The 26,073-nt window shown below is 56.9% G+C and carries 23 protein-coding genes; 19 read left to right on the forward strand and 4 right to left on the reverse strand.

The window, feature by feature from the left end; all coding sequences use genetic code 11:
• Positions 1–151: 151 nt before the first annotated feature.
• From tamA to OGY07_RS14820, 3 genes are read left to right on the forward strand one after another with little or no spacing between them, the layout of a single operon-like run.
• Positions 152–1,885 carry an autotransporter assembly complex protein TamA gene (tamA, locus tag OGY07_RS14810; protein WP_060570916.1) on the forward strand — a complete coding sequence of 578 codons (1,734 nt, stop codon included), beginning with the start codon at positions 152–154 and terminating at the stop codon, positions 1,883–1,885.
• A complete protein-coding gene (gene tamB, locus OGY07_RS14815) occupies positions 1,882–5,661 on the forward strand; it encodes an autotransporter assembly complex protein TamB (RefSeq protein WP_286601429.1) in 3,780 nt (1,259 codons plus the stop codon). Before tamA ends, tamB begins: the two co-directional genes overlap by 4 nt.
• A 2-nt stretch (positions 5,662–5,663) precedes the next feature.
• Positions 5,664–6,008: a gamma-glutamylcyclotransferase family protein gene (locus OGY07_RS14820; protein ID WP_042289476.1), complete on the forward strand. Its 345-nt coding sequence runs from the start codon at positions 5,664–5,666 to the stop codon at positions 6,006–6,008.
• 339 nt (positions 6,009–6,347) lie between these two features.
• On the opposite strand, the gene ppa is transcribed toward OGY07_RS14820, so the two are convergent.
• A complete protein-coding gene (gene ppa, locus OGY07_RS14825) occupies positions 6,348–6,878 on the reverse strand; it encodes an inorganic diphosphatase (RefSeq protein ID WP_042289473.1) in 531 nt (176 codons plus the stop codon).
• Between the two features lie 308 nt (positions 6,879–7,186).
• Here ppa and ytfQ point away from each other — a divergent pair, with 308 nt between their 5' ends.
• The 5 genes from ytfQ (at position 7,187) to OGY07_RS14850 (ending at position 12,939) form a co-directional block, all read left to right on the forward strand.
• Positions 7,187–8,143 (forward strand): galactofuranose ABC transporter substrate-binding protein YtfQ, encoded by a 957-nt coding sequence (ytfQ, locus tag OGY07_RS14830; RefSeq protein WP_042289469.1) that lies wholly within the window; start codon positions 7,187–7,189, stop codon positions 8,141–8,143.
• 75 nt (positions 8,144–8,218) lie between these two features.
• On the forward strand, positions 8,219–9,721 hold the full coding sequence (gene ytfR, locus OGY07_RS14835; RefSeq protein ID WP_060570959.1) for a galactofuranose ABC transporter, ATP-binding protein YtfR: 1,503 nt from the start codon (positions 8,219–8,221) through the stop codon (positions 9,719–9,721).
• A 13-nt stretch (positions 9,722–9,734) separates the two neighbouring features.
• Positions 9,735–10,757 carry a galactofuranose ABC transporter, ATP-binding protein YtfT gene (gene ytfT, locus OGY07_RS14840; protein ID WP_042289468.1) on the forward strand — a complete coding sequence of 341 codons (1,023 nt, stop codon included), beginning with the start codon at positions 9,735–9,737 and terminating at the stop codon, positions 10,755–10,757.
• Positions 10,744–11,745: a galactofuranose ABC transporter, permease protein YjfF gene (gene yjfF / locus OGY07_RS14845; RefSeq protein WP_042289465.1), complete on the forward strand. Its 1,002-nt coding sequence runs from the start codon at positions 10,744–10,746 to the stop codon at positions 11,743–11,745. Before ytfT ends, yjfF begins: the two co-directional genes overlap by 14 nt.
• An 81-nt stretch (positions 11,746–11,826) precedes the next feature.
• On the forward strand, positions 11,827–12,939 hold the full coding sequence (locus OGY07_RS14850) for a methyl-accepting chemotaxis protein (protein ID WP_200035696.1): 1,113 nt from the start codon (positions 11,827–11,829) through the stop codon (positions 12,937–12,939).
• A gap of 63 nt (positions 12,940–13,002) precedes the next feature.
• On the opposite strand, the gene fbp is transcribed toward OGY07_RS14850, so the two are convergent.
• Complete coding sequence (gene fbp, locus OGY07_RS14855; RefSeq protein ID WP_042289463.1) at positions 13,003–14,001, reverse strand: class 1 fructose-bisphosphatase; 999 nt, start codon at positions 13,999–14,001, stop codon at positions 13,003–13,005.
• Positions 14,002–14,176: 175 nt separating this feature from the next.
• On the opposite strand from fbp, the gene mpl reads away from it, so the two are divergent.
• A complete protein-coding gene (gene mpl, locus OGY07_RS14860) occupies positions 14,177–15,550 on the forward strand; it encodes a UDP-N-acetylmuramate:L-alanyl-gamma-D-glutamyl-meso-diaminopimelate ligase (RefSeq protein WP_286601435.1) in 1,374 nt (457 codons plus the stop codon).
• 103 nt (positions 15,551–15,653) lie between these two features.
• Here mpl and yjgA read toward each other — a convergent pair whose 3' ends face one another.
• Positions 15,654–16,205, reverse strand: coding sequence for a ribosome biogenesis factor YjgA (gene yjgA / locus OGY07_RS14865; RefSeq protein WP_060570913.1), 552 nt, complete (start codon positions 16,203–16,205; stop codon positions 15,654–15,656).
• 95 nt (positions 16,206–16,300) lie between these two features.
• On the opposite strand from yjgA, the gene pmbA reads away from it, so the two are divergent.
• The 10 genes from pmbA (at position 16,301) to OGY07_RS14915 (ending at position 25,444) form a co-directional block, all read left to right on the forward strand.
• Positions 16,301–17,653 (forward strand): metalloprotease PmbA, encoded by a 1,353-nt coding sequence (gene pmbA / locus OGY07_RS14870; RefSeq protein WP_042289456.1) that lies wholly within the window; start codon positions 16,301–16,303, stop codon positions 17,651–17,653.
• Between the two features lie 328 nt (positions 17,654–17,981).
• Positions 17,982–18,320: a glycine dehydrogenase gene (locus OGY07_RS14875; RefSeq protein ID WP_060570912.1), complete on the forward strand. Its 339-nt coding sequence runs from the start codon at positions 17,982–17,984 to the stop codon at positions 18,318–18,320.
• Between the two features lie 10 nt (positions 18,321–18,330).
• Positions 18,331–18,693 carry an SFCGS family glycine-rich protein gene (locus OGY07_RS14880; RefSeq protein ID WP_000435389.1) on the forward strand — a complete coding sequence of 121 codons (363 nt, stop codon included), beginning with the start codon at positions 18,331–18,333 and terminating at the stop codon, positions 18,691–18,693.
• A 2-nt stretch (positions 18,694–18,695) separates the two neighbouring features.
• A complete protein-coding gene (locus OGY07_RS14885) occupies positions 18,696–18,995 on the forward strand; it encodes a DUF4312 family protein (RefSeq protein ID WP_042289449.1) in 300 nt (99 codons plus the stop codon).
• 22 nt (positions 18,996–19,017) lie between these two features.
• A complete protein-coding gene (locus OGY07_RS14890; RefSeq protein WP_042289446.1) occupies positions 19,018–19,794 on the forward strand; it encodes a DUF4311 domain-containing protein in 777 nt (258 codons plus the stop codon).
• Positions 19,795–19,805: 11 nt separating this feature from the next.
• On the forward strand, positions 19,806–20,450 hold the full coding sequence (locus tag OGY07_RS14895; RefSeq protein ID WP_042289444.1) for a DUF4310 family protein: 645 nt from the start codon (positions 19,806–19,808) through the stop codon (positions 20,448–20,450).
• A 92-nt stretch (positions 20,451–20,542) separates the two neighbouring features.
• Positions 20,543–21,676, forward strand: coding sequence for an amidohydrolase/deacetylase family metallohydrolase (locus OGY07_RS14900; protein ID WP_286601444.1), 1,134 nt, complete (start codon positions 20,543–20,545; stop codon positions 21,674–21,676).
• Positions 21,660–22,778, forward strand: coding sequence for a DgaE family pyridoxal phosphate-dependent ammonia lyase (locus tag OGY07_RS14905; RefSeq protein ID WP_042289439.1), 1,119 nt, complete (start codon positions 21,660–21,662; stop codon positions 22,776–22,778). Before OGY07_RS14900 ends, OGY07_RS14905 begins: the two co-directional genes overlap by 17 nt.
• A complete protein-coding gene (gene dagF, locus OGY07_RS14910; RefSeq protein WP_042289437.1) occupies positions 22,775–23,515 on the forward strand; it encodes a 2-dehydro-3-deoxy-phosphogluconate aldolase in 741 nt (246 codons plus the stop codon). The genes OGY07_RS14905 and dagF overlap by 4 nt, the downstream gene beginning before the upstream one ends.
• 18 nt (positions 23,516–23,533) lie before the next feature.
• The gene (locus tag OGY07_RS14915; protein WP_060570908.1) at positions 23,534–25,444 is read left to right on the forward strand and encodes a BglG family transcription antiterminator; all 1,911 of its coding nucleotides are present in this window, start codon (positions 23,534–23,536) and stop codon (positions 25,442–25,444) included.
• Between the two features lie 48 nt (positions 25,445–25,492).
• On the opposite strand, the gene nrdG is transcribed toward OGY07_RS14915, so the two are convergent.
• On the reverse strand, positions 25,493–25,957 hold the full coding sequence (nrdG, locus tag OGY07_RS14920; protein ID WP_042289432.1) for an anaerobic ribonucleoside-triphosphate reductase-activating protein: 465 nt from the start codon (positions 25,955–25,957) through the stop codon (positions 25,493–25,495).
• Between the last annotated feature and the right edge of the window lie 116 nt (positions 25,958–26,073).

Consider the following 26,073-nt stretch of genomic DNA (forward strand, 5'->3'; position numbering starts at 1 on the left):
AATATCCATTACGAATACGTCTATCTTAAACATAAGAAATATTTGGGTTGTCGTCTGTTTTTCAATCCCAGTTGTTGGGTTTTTGTTAAGCCGTGGATCGGCATTATGGTTGTTTTCCAGGGGTGGAAATAAGGGATATTCAGGAGAAAAAGTGCCACATATCCGTCAGTTATGCTGGGTGAGCCTGCTGTGCTTAAGCAGTTCCGCCTGGGCCGCGAACGTCCGATTACAGGTCGAGGGGCTATCAGGAGAACTGGAGAAAAACGTCCGTGCGCAGCTCTCCACAATTCAAAGCGACGAAGTGACGCCGGACCGGCGTTTTCGCGCGCGCGTGGATGATGCTATCCGTGAGGGGCTAAAGGCGCTCGGTTACTACGAGCCGACGATCGACTTTGACCTGCGTCCGCCGCCGGCAAAGGGGCGTCAGGTGCTGATCGCCAGGGTCACGCCGGGTGAACCGGTGCGCATTGGCGGGACCGAAGTCATTTTACGCGGCGGCGCGCGTACCGACAGAGATTATCTGGATCTGCTGAAAACGCGTCCGGCAGTCGGGACGGTGCTGAATCACGGGGATTACGACAGTTTTAAAAAGTCCCTCACCAGCGTGGCGCTACGTAAAGGGTATTTCGACAGCGAATTTAATAAGAGCCAGTTGGGCGTCGCGCTTGACCGCCATCAGGCTTTCTGGGATATCGACTACAACAGCGGCGAGCGCTACCGCTTTGGTCATGTCACTTTCGAAGGTTCGCAGATCCGCGATGAGTATCTGCAAAATCTGGTGCCGTTTAAAGAGGGGGACCAGTATGAATCAAAAGATCTCGGCGAGTTAAACCGTCGTCTCTCGGCGACCGGATGGTTCAACTCGGTGGTCGTCGCGCCGGAATTCGACAAAGCGCGCCAGACCAAAGTGCTGCCGCTAAAGGGCGTGGTTTCGCCGCGCACCGAAAACACCATCGAAACCGGGGTGGGCTATTCCACTGACGTCGGCCCGCGGGTAAAGGCGACGTGGAAAAAACCGTGGATGAACTCGTACGGGCACAGCCTGACCACCAGCGCCAGCATCTCCGCCCCCGAACAGGTGCTGGATTTCAGCTACAAAATCCCGCTCTTAAAGAATCCGCTGGAGCAGTATTACCTGGTGCAGGGCGGCTTTAAGCGTACCGATCTCAACGATACCGAACAGGATTCCACCACGCTTGCGCTTTCGCGCTACTGGGATCTTTCCAGCGGCTGGCAGCGAGCGATAAACCTGCGCTGGAGTCTCGACCACTTTACCCAGGGCGAAGTGACCAATACCACCATGCTGCTGTATCCGGGGGTGATGATAAGCCGTACCCGCTCGCGCGGCGGCCTGATGCCGACGTGGGGCGACTCGCAGCGCTATTCGATTGACTACTCCAACACCGCCTGGGGATCAGATGTCGATTTCTCGGTGATCCAGGCGCAAAACGTCTGGATCCGCACCTTGTACGATCGCCACCGTTTCGTGATGCGCGGCAATCTCGGCTGGATTGAGACCGGCGACTTTGACAAAGTGCCGCCGGATCTCCGCTTCTTCGCCGGGGGCGATCGCAGTATTCGCGGCTACAAATATAAATCAATCTCGCCGAAAGACAGCAATGGCGACCTGAAAGGGGCGTCGAAGCTGGCAACTGGCTCGCTGGAATATCAGTATAACGTCAGCGGAAAATGGTGGGGCGCGATGTTTGTCGACAGCGGCGAAGCGGTCAGCGATATCCGCAGAAGCGACTTCAAAACCGGCGCCGGGGTTGGCGTGCGCTGGCAGTCGCCGGTCGGGCCGATCAAGCTCGATATCGCCGCGCCGATCGGCGACAAAGACGAGCATGGTTTACAGTTTTACATCGGTCTGGGGCCTGAATTATGAGTTTATGGAAGAAGATAAGCCTCGGAGTACTGATTTTTATCCTGCTGCTGCTGGCAACCGTCGGGTTTCTGGTGGGCACCACCACCGGTCTGCATCTGGTGTTCAACGCGGCGAACCGCTGGGTGCCGGGGCTGGAAATCGGCCAGGTGACCGGCGGCTGGCGTGACCTGTCATTGAAAAATATCCGTTACGACCAGCCGGGCGTGGCGGTGAATGCCGGCGAAGTGCATCTGGCTGTGGGGCTGGACTGCCTGTGGAACAGCAGTCTGTGCGTCAACGATTTGTCGCTCAAGGACATCAACGTCGTCATTGACAGCAAAAAGATGCCGCCCGCGGAACAGGTAGAGGAAGAGGAAGACAGCGGCCCGCTGAATCTCTCCACGCCCTATCCCATCACCCTTTCTCGCGTCGCGCTGGAAAACGTCAATATTAAAATTGACGACACCACCGTTTCGGTAATGGATTTCACCTCAGGCCTGAACTGGCAGGAAAAAAATCTGACCCTGAAGCCCACCTCATTACAGGGGCTGTTGATCGCGCTGCCTAAAGTGGCGGACGTGGCGCAAGAAGAGGTCGTGGAACCGAAGATCCAGAATCCGCAGCCGGACGAAAAACCGCTCGGCGAAACGCTCAAGGATCTGTTCTCCAGGCCGGTGCTGCCGGAAATGACCGACGTTCACCTGCCGCTGAATCTTAATATCGAAGCGTTTAAAGGCGAGCAGTTGCGTCTTACGGGCGATACCGATCTGACGGTCTTTAGCCTGTTGCTTAAGGTCAGTAGCATTGACGGCAATATGAAGCTGGACGCGCTGGATATCGATTCCAGTCAGGGGACGATAAAGGCGACTGGTACGGCACAGTTAAGCCATAACTGGCCAGTGGATATGACCCTCAACAGCACGCTGAACGTGGAGCCGCTGAAGGGCGAGAAGATCACGCTAAAGGTGGGCGGCGCGCTGCGCGAACAGCTGGAAGTCGGCGTGAATCTCTCCGGCCCGGTGGATGTGGATCTGCGGGCGCAGACGCGGCTGGCGGAGGCCGGGTTGCCGCTCAATCTGGACGTGGTCAGTAAGCAGGTTTACTGGCCGTTTACCGGCGATAAGCAGTTCCAGGCCGATGATATCCGGCTCAAACTCACCGGCAAAATGACCGACTACACGCTGTCGATGCGCACGGCGGTGAAAGGTCAGGATATTCCCCCGGCGACCATCACTCTGGATGCGAAAGGCAACGAACAGCAGATTAACCTCGACAAGCTGACCGTCGCCGCGCTGGAAGGGAAAACCGAGCTGAAAGCGCTGGTGGACTGGCAGCAGGCGATCAGCTGGCGCGGTGAACTGACGCTGGATGGCATTAACACCGCCAAAGAGGTGCCGGACTGGCCCTCGAGGCTCAATGGTCTGGTCAAAACCCGCGGCAGCCTGTATGGCGGCACGTGGCAGATGGAGGTGCCGGAGCTGAAGCTGACAGGCAACGTTAAGCAGAACAAGGTTAACGTTAACGGCTCGCTGAAGGGCAACAGTTACATGCAGTGGATCATTCCGGGACTGCATCTGGAACTGGGGGCGAACAGCGCGGATGTGAAAGGCGAGCTGGGCGTCAAAGAGCTGAATCTGGACGCCACCATTGACGCGCCGGGGCTGGATAACGCACTGCCGGGATTAGGCGGTACGGCGAAAGGCCTGTTAAAGGTGCGCGGCACGGTCGATGCGCCGCAACTGCTGGCGGATATCACCGCCCGCGGCCTGCGCTGGCAGGAACTCTCCGTGGCCCAGGTGCGGGTAGAAGGGGATATCAAATCCACCGGCCAGATTGCCGGACAGCTTGATGTCAGGGTTGAACGAATCTCGCAGCCGGATGTGAATATCAATCTTGTCACGCTGAACGCGAAAGGCAGCGAGAAGCAGCACCAGTTGCAGCTGCGGGTTCAGGGCGAGCCGGTTTCCGGACAGCTCGATCTGGCCGGTAGCTTTGACCGAAAAGAGATGCGCTGGAAAGGTACCCTCAGCAATACCCGCTTCCAGACGCCGGTGGGGCCGTGGTCGCTGACCCGCGCCATCGCACTGGATTACCGCAACCAGGAGCAGAAAATCAGCATTGGGCCACATTGCTGGACGAACCCGAACGCTGAACTGTGTGTGCCGCAAACCATTGACGCCGGAGCGGAAGGCCGGGCGGTGGTGAATCTCAACCGCTTCGATCTGGCGATGCTGAAGCCGTTTATGCCAGAGACCACTCAGGCCAGCGGCGTTTTTACCGGGAAGGCTGACGTGGCGTGGGACACCACCAAAGAGGGGCTGCCGCAGGGCAACGTGACGCTTTCCGGACGTAACGTGAAGGTGACGCAGACGGTTAACGACGGGCCGCTGCCGCTGGCGTTTGACACGCTGAACGTCAGCGCCGATCTGCATAACAATCGCGCGGAACTGGGCTGGCTGATTCGCCTGACCAATAACGGACAGCTTGACGGTCAGGTGCAGGTGACCGATCCGCAGGGGCGACGTAATCTCGGCGGCAATGTGAACATCCGCAACCTCAATCTGGCGATGGTGAACCCGATCTTTGCCCGCGGTGAAAAAGCGGCGGGGATGCTGAACGCGAACCTGCGTCTCGGCGGCGATGTCCAGGGGCCGCAGATGTTTGGTCAGCTCCAGCTAAGCGGTCTGGATATCGACGGCAACTTTATGCCGTTTGACATGCAGCCAAGTCAGCTGGCGATGAATTTTAACGGTACGCGCTCGACCCTGACCGGGGAAGTACGTACTCAGCAGGGGCAGATAAACCTCAGCGGTGACGCAGACTGGAGCCAGATCGACAACTGGCGCGCGCGGGTTGCGGCGAAAGGCAGCCGGGTGCGCATTACCGTACCGCCAATGGTACGGCTGGACGTCTCGCCGGACGTGGTGTTTGAAGCGACGCCGAGCTTGTTCACCCTCGACGGTCGTGTCGACGTGCCGTGGGCGCGCATTGTGGTGCATGAGCTGCCGGAAAGCGCAGTGGGCGTCTCCAGCGACGAAGTCATGCTCAACGATCAGTTACAGCCTGAAGAACCGCAGACCGCCGGGATCCCGATCAACAGCAACCTGATCGTTCACGTCGGCAACAACGTGCGGATGGACGCGTTTGGCCTGAAAGCCCGTCTGACGGGCGATTTGAAAGTGGCGCAGGATAAACAGGGGCTGGGGCTTAACGGACAGATTAATATTCCGGAAGGCCGCTTCCACGCCTACGGGCAGGATCTGATAGTGCGTAAGGGCGAACTGCTCTTCTCTGGCCCGCCGGATCAGCCTTTACTCAATATCGAAGCGATTCGTAACCCGGAAGCGACCGAAGATGATGTGATCGCTGGCGTTCGCGTCACCGGATCGGCGGACGAACCGAAGGCGGAGATCTTCTCTGATCCGGCCATGTCACAGCAAATGGCGCTCTCTTATCTGCTGCGCGGACAGGGACTGGACAGCGATCAAAGCGACAGCGCAGCGATGACCTCCATGCTCATTGGCCTGGGGGTTGCACAAAGTGGTCAGGTTGTGGGTAAAATCGGGGAGACATTTGGCGTAAGCAATTTGGCGCTGGACACCCAGGGGGTAGGGGACTCATCCCAGGTGGTGGTCAGCGGATATGTATTGCCTGGTCTACAGGTGAAATACGGTGTGGGCATATTTGACTCTTTAGCCACGCTCACGCTACGTTATCGCCTGATGCCTAAGCTATATCTGGAAGCCGTGTCTGGCGTAGATCAGGCACTGGATTTGCTCTATCAGTTTGAGTTTTAGCAATGCGAATATTTGTCTACGGCAGTTTACGAACCAAACAAGGCAACAGCCACTGGATGACCAACGCCCAGTTGCTGGGCGAATACAGTATTGATAACTACCAGTTGTACAGTCTGGGCCACTATCCAGGCGCAGTTCCCGGGAACGGAACAGTACAGGGTGAAGTTTATCGTATTGATAACGCCACGCTGGCCGAACTGGATGCCCTGCGCACCCGGGGCGGCGAATACGCACGCCAGTTGATCCAGACGCCGTACGGAAGTGCATGGATGTATGTGTACCAACGTCCGGTGACGGGATTAACGCTGATCGAAAGCGGTAACTGGTTAGACAGAGACCAGTACTGAATTGAGCACGCCACCTTCGGGTGGCGTTGTTTTTTGCGAGGCGCTACGCATCATTATTTGTCATCTCATCACGCCATTTCTTTTCTCTCCGTTCCGCTTCACTGTGCAGAGGGAGAAATCCAGGGAGGATACTGAACAACCATTTACGGACGCGGGCTCTCTGCGCCAGACAGCTCCGTCGCACAGGCATGGCTGGGGATGAGGTGGTCGACGTTGCGTTATTAAGACGCAGGCTATCGTGAAAGAGGGGAAGTTAGGCCGGTTAAGGCGCTTCATCAGGCATAAAAAAACCCTGATCCGCCGATGCCCGACGTTCAGGGTTTTTATCGCGTAACGAACTTATTTCTTCGCGGCGCGCTCGAAGGAAGCAACGATTTCCGCTTTAGCGGCTTCGGCGTTGTCCCAGCCGTCAACTTTCACCCATTTGCCTTTTTCGAGGTCTTTGTAGTGCTCGAAGAAGTGAGTGATCTGCGCTTTCAGCAGTTCCGGCAGGTCGTTCACGTCTTTAATGTGATCGTACTCTTTGCTCAGCTTGGTGTGCGGCACGGCAACCAGTTTCGCATCTTCACCGGATTCGTCGGTCATTTTCAGCACGCCAACCGGACGGCAGCGGATCACAGAGCCCGGCTGCAGCGGGTACGGCGTTGGGACCAGTACGTCAACCGGGTCACCGTCCAGAGACAGGGTGTGGTTGATGTAGCCGTAGTTGCACGGATAGAACATCGCGGTGGACATGAAGCGGTCAACGAACAGCGCGCCGCTCTCTTTGTCGACTTCGTATTTGATCGGATCTGCGTTAGCCGGGATCTCAATCACTACATAGATATCTTCCGGCAGCTCTTTACCCGCAGGTACGTTGAGTAAGCTCATGTCTGTTTCCTTTAACTGTGTCGTAAACAAGTGGCAAGTATTATAGCTATCTCGCGCCGAATGTCTTCGCCTGATTTTGTTTTTACCTCCCTCCCGCATGGCCTTTTTAGCGCGCTCGCATGACAGGAAAATCCATATCTTCAGCCGCTTTTTTCATAGGTAAATGAAAGCGATTACAAACTTGTGATTAACGTTATATTTACTTTTTTGAAGTGTGATGTAACGCAATTCGTTACATATTCGATTGTCTATAGTTTTTTCGCGACTGTTTCTTAACCAACAAAAACTCACCCTACGAGGACACAGTTATGTGGAAGCGCTTACTTTTAGTCACAGCAGTTTCGGCAGCCATGTCGTCTATGGCGATGGCCGCCCCCTTAACCGTAGGATTTTCGCAGGTCGGCTCAGAGTCCGGCTGGCGCGCCGCCGAGACCAACGTGGCGAAAAGCGAGGCCGAAAAGCGGGGGATTACGCTGAAGATCGCCGACGGCCAGCAGAAGCAGGAAAACCAGATTAAAGCAGTGCGCTCGTTCGTGGCGCAAGGGGTTGACGCTATCTTCATTGCGCCGGTGGTTGCGACAGGGTGGGAACCGGTGCTGAAGGAAGCGAAGGACGCGGAAATTCCGGTCTTTCTGCTCGACCGCTCCATCGATGTCAAAGACAAATCTCTCTATATGACGACGGTGACCGCCGACAACGTCCTTGAAGGCAAACTGATAGGCGACTGGCTGATCAAAGAGGTGAACGGTAAGCCGTGTAACGTGGTTGAGTTGCAGGGAACAGTCGGCGCCAGCGTGGCTATCGACCGTAAGAAAGGCTTTGCAGAAGCCATCGCCAATGCGCCAAACATCAAAATTATCCGTTCCCAGTCTGGCGACTTTACCCGCAGTAAAGGCAAAGAGGTGATGGAAAGCTTTATCAAAGCGGAAAACAACGGCAAGAACATCTGCATGGTTTACGCCCACAACGATGATATGGCGATTGGCGCCATTCAGGCGATAAAAGAGGCGGGACTGAAGCCAGGGAAAGACATTCTCACCGGTTCCATCGACGGCGTGCCCGACATCTTCAAAGCGATGATTGACGGTGATGCCAACGCCAGCGTTGAACTGACGCCAAACATGGCGGGTCCGGCTTTCGACGCGCTCGAGAAGTTCAAGAAAGACGGCACGATGCCGGAAAAAGTGACCATCACCAAATCGACGCTTTATCTGCCGGACACCGCGAAAGAAGAGTTAGAGAAGAAGAAAAATATGGGCTACTGATTGTTTGACAAGGCCGGGTGGCGCGACGCTGACCCGGCCTACGGTAAAGCGGGTTCAGAATGTACCGGAGGAACCATGACCACTGCTCAACACCAGGCGATCCTCCGTACCGAGGGCTTGAGTAAATTCTTCCCGGGCGTCAAAGCGCTGGATAACGTCGACTTCACGCTACGGCGCGGCGAAATCATGGCGCTGCTGGGGGAAAACGGCGCGGGGAAATCGACGCTGATCAAAGCGCTGACCGGGGTATATCACGCCGATCGCGGTACGATATTTCTGGAAGGCCGTGCGATCTCACCCCGGAATACCGCCCATGCACAGCAATTGGGCATTGGTACGGTGTATCAGGAAGTTAACCTGCTGCCAAACATGTCGGTGGCGGATAATCTGTTTATTGGCCGTGAGCCCCGGCGTTTTGGCCTGTTGCGGCGCAAGGAGATGGAAACACGCGCCTCGGCGCTAATGGCGTCTTACGGCTTCTCGCTCGACGTGCGCGAGCCGCTAAACCGCTTTTCAGTGGCAATGCAGCAGATCGTCGCCATTTGCCGGGCTATCGATCTCTCTGCAAAAGTGCTGATCCTCGACGAGCCGACCGCCAGCCTTGACACCCAGGAAGTGGAGATGTTGTTTGGTCTGATGCGCCGCTTGCGCGACAACGGCGTCAGCCTGATCTTCGTGACCCATTTCCTCGATCAGGTCTACGACGTGAGCGACAGGATCACCGTCTTACGTAACGGTAGCGTTGTTGGCTGTCGTGAAACGCGCGAGCTGCCGCAAATCGAACTGGTGAAAATGATGCTGGGACGCGAGCTGGAAACCAACGCGCTCCAGCGCGCGGGGCGCACCTTGCTGAGCGACAAACCGATCGCTGCGTTCAAAGGGTATGGAAGGAAAGGGACGATCGCCCCGTTCGATCTGGAAGTGCGCCCCGGTGAGATCGTCGGTCTGGCGGGGCTGTTAGGCTCCGGGCGGACGGAAACCGCGGAAGTGATCTTTGGCATCAAGCCGGCAGACAGCGGCAGCGCGCAGATCAAAGGCAAACCGCACGCTCTGCGATCGCCGCATCAGGCATCCTGCCTGGGGATCGGGTTTTGTCCGGAGGATCGGAAAACCGACGGTATCATTGCCGCCGCATCGGTACGGGAAAATATCATTCTGGCGCTCCAGGCTCAGCGCGGCTGGCTGAGGCCGATCCCGCGCAAGGAGCAAAACGACATTGCGGCGCGTTTTATTCGCCAGCTTGGTATACGCACGCCCAGCGCGGAACAGCCGATTGAGTTTCTTTCCGGCGGCAATCAGCAGAAGGTGCTGCTGTCGCGCTGGCTGCTGACCAAACCGCAGTTCCTGATCCTCGACGAACCCACCCGCGGGATTGACGTCGGCGCGCATGCCGAGATCATCCGGCTGATCGAAACCCTTTGCGCCGACGGTCTGGCGCTGCTGGTGATTTCTTCGGAGCTGGAGGAACTGGTCGGTTATGCGGATCGGGTCATCATTATGCGCGACCGAAAACAGGTGGCGGAGATCCCCCTGGCTGAACTCTCTGTTCCGGCGATCATGAACGCCATCGCGGCGTAAGGAGACTTTTGTGATGCCTCAATCTCTCCCGCAAAGCACCTCGCCAAAGCGACGCTTTCGCTGGCCGACCGGGACGCCACAGCTGATAGCGCTCCTGCTGGTGCTGCTGGTGGACAGTCTGGTTGCGCCGCATTTTTACCAGATTGTCCTGCAGGATGGCCGTCTGTTCGGTAGCCCTGTCGATATTCTCAATCGCGCCGCGCCTGTGGCGCTGCTGGCGATCGGTATGACGCTGGTGATCGCTACCGGCGGCATCGATCTCTCTGTCGGCGCGGTGATGGCCATTGCGGGGGCCACCACCGCGGCCATGACCGTCGCCGGACACAGCCTGCCGGTGGTGTTGCTCGCCGCGCTTGGCTCGGGGATCCTCGCCGGATTATGGAATGGTGTCCTGGTGGCGATCCTGAAAATCCAGCCGTTTGTCGCCACCCTGATCCTGATGGTGGCCGGGCGCGGCGTCGCGCAGTTGATCACCTCCGGGCAGATCGTCACCTTTAGCTCGCCTGCGCTCTCCTGGTTTGGCAGCGGATCCCTGCTGCTGTTTCCGACGCCGGTGATCGTGGCGTTGATCACTCTGCTGCTGTTCTGGTTGCTGACCCGTAAAACCGCACTCGGTATGTTTATTGAAGCGGTAGGCATTAACATTCGCGCGGCCAAAAACGCCGGCGTGAATACACGGATCATCGTCATGCTCACCTATGTGCTCAGCGGGCTGTGCGCGGCGATTGCCGGGATCATCGTTGCGGCGGATATACGCGGCGCCGACGCCAACAACGCCGGGCTATGGCTGGAGCTGGACGCCATTCTGGCGGTGGTTATCGGCGGCGGCTCGCTGATGGGCGGACGCTTCAACCTGTTTTTGTCGGTGGTGGGGGCGCTGATCATTCAGGGCATGAACACCGGCATTTTACTGTCCGGATTCCCGCCGGAAATGAATCAGGTCGTCAAAGCCGTCGTGGTGCTGTGCGTGCTGATTGTCCAGTCGCAGCGCTTTATCAGTTTGCTAAAAGGAGTGCGTGGTCGTGATAAAACGTAACCTACCGCTGATGATCACCCTCGGGGTTTTTGTGCTGGGCTATTTGTACTGCCTGACCCAGTTTCCCGGCTTCGCCTCCACGCGGGTGATCTGCAATATTCTCACTGACAACGCCTTTCTCGGCATCATCGCCGTAGGGATGACCTTTGTGATCCTCTCCGGCGGTATCGATCTTTCTGTCGGTTCGGTGATCGCCTTCACTGGCGTATTTCTGGCGAAAGCCATTGGTTATTGGGGCGTGTCGCCGTTGCTGGCGTTTCCACTGGTGCTGGCGATGGGCTGCGCCTTCGGCGCGTTTATGGGATTACTGATTGACGCGCTGAAGATCCCGGCGTTTATCATCACCCTTGCCGGGATGTTCTTTCTGCGCGGAGTCAGCTATCTGGTGTCTGAAGAGTCGATTCCAATTGACCATCCTGTTTACGATACCCTTTCCAGCCTGGCGTGGAAGATCCCCGGCGGCGGGCGTTTGAGCGCAATGGGTCTGCTGATGTTGGCGGTGGTGGTGACAGGCATTTTTCTGGCTCACCGCACGCGGTTTGGGAATCAGGTGTACGCCATTGGCGGCAACGCGACCTCGGCAAACCTGATGGGCATTTCAACGCGCAGTACCACCATTCGCATTTATATGCTGTCCACCGGGTTGGCGACGCTCGCCGGAATCGTTTTTTCTGTCTATACCCAGGCCGGTTACGCGCTGGCGGGCGTTGGCGTGGAGCTGGACGCGATCGCTTCGGTGGTCATTGGCGGCACGCTGCTGAGCGGCGGCGTCGGCACAGTGCTCGGTACGCTGTTTGGCGTGGCTATTCAGGGGCTGATTCAGACCTATATTAATTTCGACGGCACGCTCAGTTCGTGGTGGACGAAAATCGCCATCGGGATCCTGTTATTTATCTTTATCGCGTTACAGCGCGGCCTGACGGTGCTGTGGGAGAACCGGCAAAACGCGCCGGTACGCAGAATATCCCCCTCGGTCTTACCAAAGTGAAACGCAGGCATCGCGTAATCACCTAAACTTTTTCCGGTTGTTGTCGATAGTTTCTGTACAGACTTCAACCGGAAAATAACGATGCCAAAATCCCTCTCCCTACGACTTTCCCTGCTGGTTTTATTGTCGCTGATTACCCTGCTGTTGCTGCTGACGGGCAGTATGGGGATGTACGCCTCCACCCGCATCATCACTTCCTGGTTCTACTATGGGATCATGACCGGCGCGACGCTGACTGCCATTGCGCTGCTGATGGTGGTCTGGTTGCTGCTGCGTAACCAGCTCCTGAAGCCGCTTGATAACGCGGTTGAGCAACTGGAGCGTCTGGCAACGGGGGATTTATCGTCTGTTGAAAGTCGTTATGCCAGCGCCGAGTTCAATCGTCTACAGTCGGCGCTTGCCGGGATGCGCGTGGCGCTGAGTGAATCCGTCAGGCGCGTCCGTGACGCCAGCGCGCAAATTGACACCGGCAGTCGTGAGCTGACCGCCGGCAATCTGCATCTCGCTTCGCGTACGGAATCGACGGCGACATCGCTGGAGCAAACTGCCGCCAGCATGGAAGAGCTTACCGCGACGGTGAAGCAGAATGCGGAAAACGCCGACCAGGCGCACCGGCTGGCAAAGTCTGTTTCTGACACCGCCGACCGCGGTAGCGAAATGGTCTGTTATGTCATTGAGAAAATGCGCGATATTTCCGGCAGTTCACACCGGATCGCCGATATTCTTGGCGTGATCGACGGCATTGCTTTCCAGACCAATATCCTGGCGTTGAACGCCTCCGTGGAAGCGGCGCGGGCCGGGGAGCAGGGGCGCGGTTTTGCCGTGGTGGCAGGCGAGGTGCGTAACCTGGCGAGCCGCAGCGCCGAGGCGGCGAAAGAGATCCGTATGCTTATCGGCGATTCTCAGGCGCAGGTGAACGAAGGCAGCGATCTGGCCATGCAGGCGGGCGAAACGATGGATGAGATCGCCAGCGAAGTGATGCGCATGACGTCGCTCATGCGGGAAATCGCCAGCGCGTCACAGGAGCAGAGCCGCGGCATTGAGCAGGTTAATATCGCGGTTAGCCAGATGGATGAAACCGCGCAGCAAAACGCGGCGTTGGTGCAGCAGTCCTCTGCGGCCACCCGCTCGCTGGAAGCGCAGTCTCATGCCTTAATCGACGCGATGGCGACCTTTAAACTGCAGACGGCGTAACGGCAAAACGCAGGTCGGATAGCGGTTTCGCCTTATCCGGCCTGCGCAAGCCGTCTGTCATCTTTATGCGTCCGGGTACTCACGAATAAAGCGCTCAACGTCGTCAACCATATGATCGTTACCGACGAAGAACGAACGACGCTGGTGCAGGCTTTCCGGAATGATATCCAGAATACGCTCTTTCCCGTCGCTGGCTTTACCGCCCGCCTGCTCGGCGAGGAACGCCATCGGGTTGCACTCATACAGCAGGCGCAACTTCCCTTCCGGATGGCTGGCGGTGCTTGGGTAGAGGTAGATCCCGCCTTTCAGCAGGTTGCGGTGGAAGTCCGCCACCAGTGAGCCAATGTAGCGCGAAGTGTAAGGACGATTGGTCGGCTTATCTTCTTCCTGACAGAATTTGATGTACTTCTTAACACCATTCGGAAACTTGATGTAATTGCCTTCGTTGATGGAGTAGGTTTTGCCTTTCTGCGGGAAGCGCATGCGTTCCTGGCTCAGACAGAACACGCCCAGCGACGGATCGTAAGTAAAGGCATGTACGCCGCAGCCGGTGGTGTACACCAGCATGGTGGAAGAACCGTACACCACGTAGCCCGCGGCAACCTGCTTGTTGCCTGGCTGCAGGAAGTCTTCTTCCGTCACCGGCGTACCAACCGGGGTCACGCGACGATAAATAGAGAAAATGGTTCCGACAGAGACGTTAACATCGATGTTGGACGAGCCATCCAGAGGGTCCATCAGTACGACATACTTCGCGTGTTCACAGCCTTCAAAAACGACGATTTCGTCTTCTTCTTCAGAGGCGATGCCCGCGACGATATCGCGCGCCTTGAGTGCAGCTTTCAGTTTCTCGTTCGCGAACAGATCGAGTTTCTGCTGAACCTCGCCCTGCACGTTCTCAGCACCGCTGGCACCCAGGATATCGACCAGACCGGCCTTGTTGATATCGCGGTGGATGATCTTGGCGCCCAGCTTTATTGCCGACAGCAAAGCAGTGAGCTCACCGGTAGCATGAGAGAACTCGTGCTGCTTTTCGACAATAAATTCACCTAACGTTTTCATAACACTTTCCCTGCAATTGATATGGAGTAAAGCGACCGTAACAATCTTAACAAATATTTCAGGGGCTGCGCTCAGGTGAATCGCGCCAGCAAAGTACGGATTATCCTGAAATGCGTTTCTCACTTGCCTGACATATGCGTAAAATGGCCCGCAGATTAAAAAAGGATAGTGACGTATGCGCATTCATATTTTGGGAATTTGTGGCACCTTCATGGGCGGCCTGGCGATGCTGGCGCGCTCACTCGGTCATGAAGTAACAGGTTCGGACGCCAATGTGTATCCGCCGATGAGCACGTTACTTGAAAATCAAGGTATTGATCTGATTCAGGGTTATGACGCCAGTCAGCTCGACCCACAGCCTGATCTGGTGATCATTGGCAACGCCATGACGCGTGGGAACCCGTGCGTTGAAGCGGTGCTGGAAAAAAACATCCCGTACATGTCCGGCCCGCAGTGGCTGCATGATTTTGTCCTGCGCGACCGCTGGGTGCTGGCCGTGGCGGGCACCCACGGTAAAACCACCACTGCTGGCATGGCGACCTGGATCCTGGAAGCCTGTGGCTACAAGCCTGGCTTTGTGATCGGCGGCGTTCCGGGCAACTTCGAGGTTTCAGCGCGTCTGGGCGAAAGCGATTTCTTCGTGATTGAAGCCGACGAATACGACTGCGCCTTTTTCGACAAGCGCTCCAAGTTTGTTCATTACTGCCCGCGCACGTTAATCCTCAATAACCTCGAGTTCGATCACGCGGATATTTTTGACGATCTGAAAGCGATCCAGAAACAGTTCCACCACCTGGTGCGCATCGTACCAGGCCAGGGACGGATTATCTGGCCGGAACACGATATTAACCTCAAGCAGACGCTGGCGATGGGCTGCTGGAGCGAGCAGGAGCTGGTGGGCGAGCAGGGCCACTGGCAGGCGAAGAAGCTGAACGTCGATGCCTCTGAGTGGGAAGTGTGGCTGGATGGTGAAAAAGTGGGCGAAGTGAAGTGGTCGCTGGTGGGCGAGCACAACATGCACAACGGCCTGATGGCGATTGCCGCTGCGCGTCATGTCGGCGTTCAGCCTGCGGATGCCGCAACGGCGCTGGGGTCGTTTATTAACGCCCGCCGTCGTCTGGAACTGCGTGGCGAAGCGAACGGCGTGACCGTCTATGATGATTTTGCCCATCACCCGACCGCGATCCTGGCGACCCTTGCCGCGCTGCGCGGCAAAGTGGGCGGCACCGCGCGCATTATCGCCGTGCTGGAACCGCGTTCCAATACCATGAAAATGGGACTGTGTAAGGACGATCTGGCGCCGTCATTAGGCCGCGCCGATGAAGTGTATCTGCTACAGCCGCCGCATATTCCGTGGCAGGTGGCTGAAGTGGCGGAGGCCTGCGTACAGCCTGCGCACTGGAGCGGAGACGTTGACGCGCTGGCGGAGATGGTCGTGAAAACCGCGCAGCCGGGCGATCACGTTCTGGTGATGAGCAACGGCGGGTTTGGCGGTATCCACCAGAAGTTGCTGGATGGGCTGGCGAAGAAAGCGGCAGCCGCAGAGTAAAACAGTACCCGGTGGCGCTGGCGCCTACCGGGCCTGGACAATGCGCAATCTCGATAGCCGGACAAGGCGCACGCGCCGCTATCCGGCAGATTGCCATACGCTATTACGCGTCGTTTTCCGCCAGTTCGCGCAGATACTGGAAGATTTGGCGCGCGGATTTCGGCGGTTTATTTCCTTCTTTCTCTTTCTTCGCGTTGCGGATCAGCGATCGTAATTGCTGACGGTCGGCATTGGGCCACAGGTTCAGGACTTCCGCGACCGCGTCATCCCCTTCGACGATCAAACGATCGCGCAGGTTTTCGAGCTTGTGGAACAGCACCACCTGCTGGTTGTGGCGGTTTTTCAGCTTGTCCAGCGCCTGACGAATTGGCTCCACGTCACGGCTTCGCAGCATTTTACCAATCAACTGCAACTGGCGGCGACGGCCTTCCATCTTGATACGCTGAGCCAGCTCAATGGCGGCCCGCAGATCCGCATCCAGCGGGATCTTATCCAGCGCGTTTTTCCCCAGATCCACAATTTCTGCGCCCAGGCGTTTTAACTCCTCGGCATCGCGTTTAATTTCACTTTTGCTGACCCAGATAATTTCATCGTCTTCGTCTTCGATGTCATCACCGGGAACGTCGTCGAGCCAGTCTTCGGGCTGCTTTGTCATCTCAGGCTCCTTAAAAAAAGAGGCTAATGTTACCAGTTAAGATGCGCACTGAAAAACGGTTCTCTGTTAGACTTCAGAGAAACTCTCTCTACAGTATGGCATTTGCGATGAAAGTAATCTCACAAGTTGAAGCGCAGCGTAAGATTCTGGAAGAAGCGGTCTCGACAGCGCTGTCGTTAGCGTCAGGCAAATCCGACGGCGCGGAAGTCGCCGTCAGCAAAACCACCGGCATTAGCGTGAGCACACGTTACGGTGAAGTGGAGAATGTTGAATTCAACAGCGATGGCGCGTTGGGGATTACCGTTTATCACCAGAACCGTAAAGGCAGCGCGTCATCCACCGACCTCAGTCCGCAGGCGATTGCCCGTACCGTACAGGCGGCGCTGGACATTGCGCGCTACACCTCGCCGGATCCGTGCGCAGGCGTGGCGGATAAAGAACTGCTGGCCTTCGATGCGCCGGATCTCGATCTGTTCCATCCGGCGGACGTGTCCCCGGACGAAGCTATTGAGATGGCAGCGCGCGCCGAGCAGGCGTCCTTACAGGCGGACAAGCGCATCACCAACACCGAGGGCGGCAGCTTTAACAGCCACTATGGCATTAAAGTGTTCGGGAACAGCCACGGTATGCTGCAGGGCTATTGCTCTACCCGTCATTCGCTGTCCAGTTGCGTGATCGCCGAAGAGAACGGCGATATGGAGCGTGACTACGCCTACACGATTGGCCGCGCGTTGGGCGACCTGCAAACGCCAGAGTGGGTTGGGGCCGAGTGCGCGCGTCGTACGCTGTCCCGCCTGGCGCCGCGTAAACTTTCGACCATGAAAGCGCCGGTGATTTTCGCTAATGAAGTGGCGACCGGACTGTTCGGCCACCTGGTTGGCGCGATTGCCGGCGGCTCGGTGTACCGTAAATCCACCTTCCTGTTGGATTCGCTGGGTAAACAAATTCTTCCCGACTGGCTGACAATTGAAGAACATCCGCACCTGCGTAAAGGGTTGGCGTCGTCACCGTTCGACAGCGAAGGCGTGCGTACGGAACGCCGTGACATCGTCAAAGACGGCATTCTGACCCAATGGCTGTTGACCAACTATTCCGCGCGCAAGCTGGGACTGAAAAGCACCGGCCATGCGGGCGGCATTCACAACTGGCGTATTGCCGGACAAGGGCTGAGCTTTGAGCAGATGCTGAAAGAGATGGGCACCGGGTTGGTGGTGACAGAACTGATGGGCCAGGGGGTAAGCGGCATCACCGGTGATTACTCGCGCGGCGCGGCCGGCTTCTGGGTGGAGAACGGCGAAATCCAGTATCCGGTAAGTGAAATCACCATCGCCGGGAATTTAAAAGAGATGTGGCGCAATATCGTGACTGTCGGTAACGATATCGAAACCCGCAGCAATATTCAGTGCGGCTCCGTCCTGCTGCCGGAAATGAAGATTGCCGGACAATAATCCGCCTCAGGCGGCAAACGCGCGACAGGCCGGATAAGACGCTTTGCGGCGTCATCCGGCATTGCTTCGCACCCATAAGTAAACGTAATACCCATCACACTTCTCAACTTATTCCATCAATAGCATTGTTCGTTTTCCTCCTTTCGTTTCCGCTTCATTTCTCGATACAAATCACACTTTTCCAGCGATAAATCAGCAAAACCGCCTTTTCTGTGGAACAGATCACTATCGCCACTCGCCTTTCCACTTCGAAGTGGAAAACAACTCGCTACAAACTTTTTACCTCCGCCGTTAGTTTTAACCCAGAGCCATTAACGGGGTAAGACGAGTGAATAACGGAGCAGTAATGAACGACATGGGGGAACAGGTGGCGCAGACGGCGGCACTGGCCGATCGCATGCTGGCGCAGGTGTACGCATTACTGCGTGAACATCACATCATTCCCAACGCCGTACAGGAACAAATGCTGACGTCTCATGTTCGCGCCATGGCGCACCGGTCAGTGACCGGCGAGCCTTTGCCGGAAGTGGAAGCCAGTTTATTTGATGAAATATCCGCCGAATCAATGGCGCTTGCCCGCGACGTGGTGGCGGCGTTTGGCAATCTTCCCGAGGAAGAAGCCTGGCTGCTGTCGGTCCACTTCGAAGTCGCGAAAGACAATCTTTAAGGAGCAAATAATGGAACAAATTACCGTTGTGATTGGCGATCGTCTGGGAAAAGGCCAGAAAGTGGCGGCAGGCGTCGAGAAAGCGGGCGGCCGTGCGGTAGTGGTGCCGGGCGTGGCGGCGGATATGAAGCTGGGGGACGTTATGAAAGCGGAAAATGCCACCTTCGGCATCTCTTTCTGCGGCAGCGGCGGCGCAGGTGCGATCACCGCGCAAAACAAACATGGCTATAAAGCCAAATACGGGATGCGCTCAGTGGATGAAGGCGTAACGGCGATTAACGAAGGCTGCAACGTGCTGGGTTTCGGCTTTATGGATAAAGAAGAGCTTGGCGAACGTCTGGTGCAGGCCTGGCAGAAAAAGTACGGCGCCTGAGTATGAAAGAACAATTCACCACCACGGTGAGAGTCTCCGGGAAAGGCGAAGCCAAAGCGCGCGCCTTTGCCGATGCCCTGAACCACGTTCAGGCTGCGGTCATGAAGGCATCGCCGCATATTTTACTGCGTATTGAGCCACAGGATGTGCAGGTTGTTCAGGCGCGTGAATCGGTACGAAAAGAAGCGTTTCTGTTCTTCTTTTTGCGCCGCGAAAGGCGGACGTACAGCGTGGAGCTGGACGTGACCGTCAACGTGACAGCCATCAATCTGGACAAGGTGGATTTTGTCTCGCAACGCTGATTCTTGTTAAAAAGGCATAACTATGTTCCTGATAATTTTAATAAAATCGCTCATCATCGGCGGCCTGGTCGGCGTAGGTGTGGGTGCCGGGGCTGCACGCATGTTTCATGCGCCTACCACACAGGGGATGGGCGCATTTCGTACGTTGGGGGAACTGAACTCCTGCGAAGGGGATCCGGCTTCTCACTTCTCCTTCGGCCTGGGCTTCTTCTTCAACGCCTGGGCGTCCTCCGTGGCGGCGGGGGCATTCACTCAGGACGTCGATCACCGCATCATACCGAACTGGGGCGCGGCGGCGTTGATGCTCAAAAACCGCAACGTGGGTGAAACGCTGCACGATCCGAAAAAGATGGCGATTGCCTGCGGCATCATCGGCATGATCGTGGTGACCTTCCTGAACCTTACCGCCTCCTCGGTGCCGGAAGCCTTGCAGGTCACCGCTGTGAAAGTGCTGGTGCCTGCGGCAAACCTGCTGGTCAACACCGTGATGCCGGTGATCTTCTGGTTGGCGGCGATCGACGCCGGTAAGAAATCCGGTTTCTGGGCGACCGTTTTCGGCGGCGCGGCGCAGCTGATTATGGGCAACGCCGTTCCGGGGCTGGTGCTTGGTATTCTGATCGGCAAGGGCGTCGAAGAGAGCGGCTGGAACCACGTCACCAAAGTCATGATGGCCGCCATTGTGCTGCTGTTTGTCCTGAGCGGCTTCTTCCGCGGCTTCGATATGAAGCTGATCGAATCCTTCCACATGACCGTGCCGAACTGGCTCGAACTGATCCACAACTCGCTTAGCGGCAAATAACGGAGGCCACAATGGAACAGAATAAAGGTTTTTGGTTTGCCGACTGGTCGTTTCCGATCTTCGTTGGCCTGCTCTCTTCCGGCGTGTTTGCCGGGACGCACATGTACTACCTGTACGGTATCGGCGCGTTTAACGAAGTGGCTTTTGTGGCGATGCTGAAGGCGGGGATGGATACCGGCTCCTACGGCGCGGTTGCGGCGTTTGGCGCCAGCTTCCTGTTCGCCCGCATTATTGAAGGTTCGCTGGTGGGGATTCTGGATATCGGCGGGGCCATTCAGACTGGCGTTGGCCTGGGCGTTCCGGCGCTGCTGCTCGGCGCTGGCATTATTTTCCCGGTCGAGAACTTTATCGCCTCTCTGGTTACCGGTCTGGCGATTGGCCTGGCGATTGGTTACGTCATCATTCTGGCGCGTAAATTCACCATCAACCAGAGCGATTCGACCTACGGGGCGGACGTCATGATGGGGGCCGGTAACGCCTCTGGCCGTTTCCTGGGACCGTTGATTATTCTGAGCGCGATGACCGCCTCTATTCCGATTGGCGTGGGGTCGCTGCTGGGCGCGCTGTTGTTCTATATCTGGCAAAAACCGATCACCGGCGGCGCGATCCTCGGCGCCATGATTTTAGGCTCCATCTTCCCGATCGCGATCAGCTGATGACCGCCTCCAGGCCGGATAAGGCAGTGACGCCGCTATCCGGCACATCATCCCGGCGGGCGTAGAATCGCCCGCGCAAACAGGAGAGTGACATGTTTGATTTACTCCTGCGCCGTGCACGTCTGGTCGACGACACGGTATGCGATATCGCGATAAAGGACGGCAAAATTGCCGCGCTGGGCGAGATAAACGATCCGGCGGTGAAAACCGTCGACTTACGCGGCGAATGCTACGCCAGCGCCGGGTGGATTGACTCTCACGTTCACTGCTATCCGAAATCCCCCATTTATTATGACGAGCCAGACAGCGTCGGCATTGCAACCGGCGTGACCACCGTCGTGGATGCAGGCAGTACCGGTGCTGACGATATTGATGATTTCTACACCCTTACCCGCGACGCGGCGACGGAGGTGTATGCGCTGCTTAATATCTCCCGCGTCGGGCTGATTGCGCAAAATGAACTGGCGAACATGGCGAATATTGACGCCGATGCGGTAAAGCAGGCGGTGAAGCGTCACCCGGACTTTATCGTCGGCCTGAAAGCGCGCATGAGCAGCAGTGTGGTCGGTGAAAACGGCATCACCCCGCTGGCGCGCGCAAAAGCCATTCAGAAAGAGAACGGCGAACTGCCGCTGATGGTGCATATCGGCAATAACCCCCCGAATCTGGATGACATTGCCGGGCTACTGAGTGCCGGCGACATCATCACCCATTGCTACAACGGCAAACCTAACCGCATTCTGACGCCGGAAGGGGCGTTGCGCGCCTCGGTCACCCGGGCGATTCAGCGCGGCGTGCGGCTTGATGTCGGTCACGGTACCGCCAGCCTGAGCTTTGCGGTGGCGAAGCGCGCCATCAGCTTAGGCATTCTGCCGCACACCATCAGTTCGGACATTTATTGCCGCAACCGCATCAGCGGTCCGGTGCATTCACTTGCCAACGTGATGTCGAAATTTCTTGCTATCGGCATGTCGCTGCCGCAGGTCATCGACTGTGTGACCGTTAACGCCGCCGAAGGGCTGCATCTGAAAAATAAAGGTCGCCTCCTGCCGGGCCTGGACGCCGATCTCACCCTCTTTACGCTTCAACGCCAGCCCACCGTGCTGGTGGATGCTGAAAACGACAGCTTACAGGCTGACATGCTGTTAGTGCCGCTTGCCGCGATTCGCGCGGGCAAGGGCTATATGACCGAACAAGGGAGCGCGGAACATGCCTTCAATTTTTGAGAAATACAATCTAAAACAAGTCATTAATACTTCGGGCCGCATGACGGCGCTGGGCGTTTCCACGCCGCGCCCGGAAGTTGTAGACGCGGCGATGGCCGGGATGAATCAGTACTTTGAAATGAAGGATCTGGTGAATAAAACCGGCGAGTACATTGCGAAACTGCTGGAGGTGGAAGGCGCGACGGTGGTCTCCTGCGCGTCAGCGGGCATTGCCCAGTCGGTGGCTGCTGTTCTGGTGCAGGACAGCGACTGGTTGCTGGAAAACCTCCACGTTACGCCCATAGAAAAGAACGAAATCGTGCTGCCGAAAGGCCATAACGTCAATTTCGGCGCGCCGGTCGGCACAATGGTGGCCCTCGGCGGCGGTAAGCTGGTGGAGGCTGGCTACGCCAACGAATGCTCCGCAGCCCAACTGGCGGCGGCGATTACGCCGCGTACTGCGGCCATCCTCTATATCAAGTCCCACCACTGCGTACAGAAAAGTATGCTCAGCGTCGAGCAGGCGGTGGTGGTGGCGCGCAAACACAATCTGCCGCTGATCGTCGATGCCGCAGCGGAAGAAGATTTGCAGTGCTACTACCGCGCCGGCGCTTCTCTGGTGATCTATAGCGGCGCGAAGGCCATTGAGGGTCCGACCAGCGGTCTGGTGATAGGCAAAACCCAGTATGTGGAATGGGTGAAACGTCAGACGGCGGGCATTGGCCGGGCGATGAAGGTCGGTAAAGAGGGCATCCTCGGCCTGACCTGCGCCATTGAGCTTTACCTGAACGCGCAAAAAGAGAGCGGGGCGGAAATGGTGGAAAAAATGACGCCGTTTATCGACACGCTGAACACCCTGAACGGCGTAAGCGCCCGCGTGGTGTGGGACAGCGCCGGACGCGACATCGCGCGCGCTGAGATTAAATTCGATGAAGCGGTGACCGGCATCGCGACCGGCGAACTGGTAGAGGCGCTCAAACAGGGCGAATACGCCATTTATTTCCGCGGGTACAAAGCCAACGAAGGGATTATTGAAGCAGATGTGCGCAGCGTAGACCGCGCGCAACTGGAGATTGTGGCGCGCCGTATTGGCGAGGTGATTAACCAGGAGAAAACAGCATGAAACTGACCCCTAATTTTTACCGCGATCGCGTTTGCCTGAACGTGTTGGCAGGCTCGAAGGATAACGCCCGTGAGATCTACGCGGCGGCGGAAGGACATGTGCTGGTCGGCGTGCTCTCTAAACATTACCCGGATGTCGACAGCGCCGTGGCTGATATGCGCGAGTATGCCCAACTGATCGATAACGCGCTGTCGGTAGGGCTTGGCGCGGGCGACCCGAACCAGTCGGCGATGGTGAGTGAGATCTCGCGTCAGGTGCAGCCGCAGCATGTCAATCAGGTTTTCACCGGCGTGGGGACCAGCCGCGCGCTGCTGGGGCAGGGCGAAACGGTGGTGAATGGACTGGTGTCGCCTACCGGCACGCCGGGAAAGGTGAAGATTTCTACCGGGCCGCTAAGCAGCCGCGCCGCTGACGGCATAGTTCCGGTCGAAACGGCCATTGCCCTGCTCAAGGATATGGGCGGCAGTTCCATCAAATACTTCCCGATGGGCGGCCTGAAATGCCGCGATGAATTTAAAGCGGTCGCGGAAGCCTGCGCGCGTTATGACTTCTGGCTGGAGCCGACGGGTGGTATTGATCTCGATAACTATGCCGAGATTTTGCAGATTGCGCTGGACGCGGGTGTGAGCAAAATCATTCCTCACATTTATAGTTCAATTATTGATAAGGTGAGCGGTAATACCCGTCCGGACGATGTGCGCCAGCTGCTGGCGCTCACCCGGACGTGCTTAGGCTAAAAAAACGAGGAGAGTGACGTGCGATTCCCCAACCAACGTTTAGCGCAACTGTTTGCGATGTTGCAAAACGAGACGCTGCCGCAGGATGAGCTGGCGCAGCGGTTGTCGGTCTCCACGCGTACTGTTCGTGCCGATATCACGGCGCTTAACGCTCTGCTGACCCAGCACGGCGCGCAGTTTATCCTCAGCCGGGGAAACGGTTATCAGCTCAGGATCGATGACCCGGCCAGTTTTCAGACCTTACAGGCGCAGCAGTCCAGCGCGCTACGCATTCCGCGCACCAGCCAGGAACGCGTGCATCATCTGATGGTGCGCTTTCTGACTTCCGCCTTTTCCATCAAGCTGGAAGATTTAGCTGATGAATGGTTTGTCAGTCGGGCGACCTTGCAAAACGACATGGCGGACGTGCGCGAATGGCTGCAGCGTTACCATTTGACGCTGGAAACCCGCCCGCGTCATGGCATGAAGCTGTTTGGCAGCGAGATGGCGATCCGCGCCTGTCTGACCGATCTGTTATGGACGCTGGTACAGCAGGATCCGGCGAATCCGCTGGTGATGGAAGAGGCGCTGTACGCAGGCGTGCCGTCGCAGTTGCAGCCTGTCCTTGAGGATATTTTTAACCGTTTTCACATTCGCCTGACCGACGAAGGCGAGCTGTTTCTACGCCTTTACTGTGCGGTGGCGGTGCGCCGCATCAGCGAAGGCTATCCGCTGTCGGAATTTGCCACCGAAGAAGTGGAAGAAAATGTCTGCCTGGCGGCGCGTGAGATTGCCGGTGTGATCCAGCATCTGGCGAATCACCCGCTTTCGGTGTCGGAAGAAAACTGGCTAAAGGTGCATATTGCCGCCCGCCAGGTGCAGGAGATTGCGCCGAGCGCGATCAACGCCGACGACGAAGAAGCGCTGGTGAATTACATCCTGCGTTTTATCAATAGCCAGTACAACTACAACTTGTTGAATGACAAGCAATTACATGCCGATCTGCTGACCCATATCAAAACGATGATCACCCGGGTGCGCTACCAGATCATGCTGCCGAATCCGCTGCTGGAAAACATCAAACAGCATTATCCAATGGCGTGGGACATGACGCTGGCGGCCGTCTCCAGTTGGGGGAAATACACGCCCTATAGCATCAGCGAAAATGAGATCGGTTTTTTGGTGCTGCATATTGGCGTAGGGCTTGAACGTAGTTACAACATTGGTTACCAGCGGCAGCCGAAGGTTCTGCTGGTCTGCGATGCGGGTAACGCGATGGTGCGGATGATTGAAGCGGTACTGGCGCGCAAGTATCCGCAGATTGAAATTGTTCGTACGCTGACGCTGCGCGACTACGAGCAGCGCGAAAGCATCGCCGAGGATTTTGTGATTGCCACTGCGCGGGTCGGTGAAAAAGACAAACCGGTCGTGCAGATTGCACCGTTTCCCACCGACTATCAACTGGAGCAGATCGGCAAGCTGGTGTTGGTCGACCGTACCCGTCCGTGGATGTTGAACAAATACTTCGACGCCGCCCATTTCCGCATTATTGACGGTGAGATGGAAAGGCAGACGCTGTTTAAAACGCTGTGCGATCAGTTGCACCGTGAAGGCTTTGTCGATGCCGAATTTCTTGATTCGGTGGTCGAGCGTGAAGCCATTGTCAGTACTATGCTCGGCGACAGCATCGCGCTGCCCCACGCCCTCGGATTGCTGGCGAAAAAAACGGTGGTCTATACGGTGTTGGCGCCGCAGGGTATTGCCTGGGGAGATGAAACCGCGCACGTCATCTTTTTACTCGCCATCAGCAAAAGTGAATATGAAGAAGCGATGGCGATCTACGATATTTTCGTGACCTTCCTGCGCGAACGCGCCATGACGCGCCTGTGCGCCTGCCAGAATTTCGCCGACTTTAAAGCGGTGGCGATGGAGTGCGTGAGCCGTTTTTGAGAGCCGTTTGTCCGCTGTTTCAGTATGTTGCGGAAAGAAACAAGCCTGTTAACGCAGGTGATGCACAACCTGATTGCTGCTGCCGCGCCAGATAAGCGCCGGGTCTTTCAGATCCTGCACAAATTTGCCATCAACCAGCACGTTGATCAGATCCACTACCTGCATTTGCGCGGCGTTGAGCTCATCGAGCTTGTAGCCGGTCCACACCCAGATATCTTTTCCCGGACATTCAGCACGAATGCGCTGCACTAGTTTCAGGATATCCGGTACGTTTTGAGGATGCAGCGGATCGCCGCCGGAAAGCGAAATTCCCTGACGGTGAATACGCGTGTCGTTCAGATCGTTAACGATCTGGTCTTCCATCTCTTTGGTAAACGGTTTACCGGAATTCAGCCGCCAGGTGCTTTTGTTGTAGCAGCCGGGGCACTCGTGCACACAACCTGAAACAAACAATGTGCAACGGGTACCGGGGCCGTTGACGATGTCGACAGGGTAGTACTGGTGATAATTCATCTTCACTTCTCAATTGACGCCATTACTGCGTTGGCCGCGCTCGCTCACCCGGGTCACTTACGACTGTAAGCTCCCCGGGATTCACTGACTTTCCGCCTTGTCCTGGCGCCAGTTGC

The organism is Citrobacter sp. Cs237 (genome assembly GCF_030332325.1).
Taxonomy (GTDB): Bacteria; Pseudomonadota; Gammaproteobacteria; order Enterobacterales; family Enterobacteriaceae; genus Citrobacter_A; species Citrobacter_A sedlakii.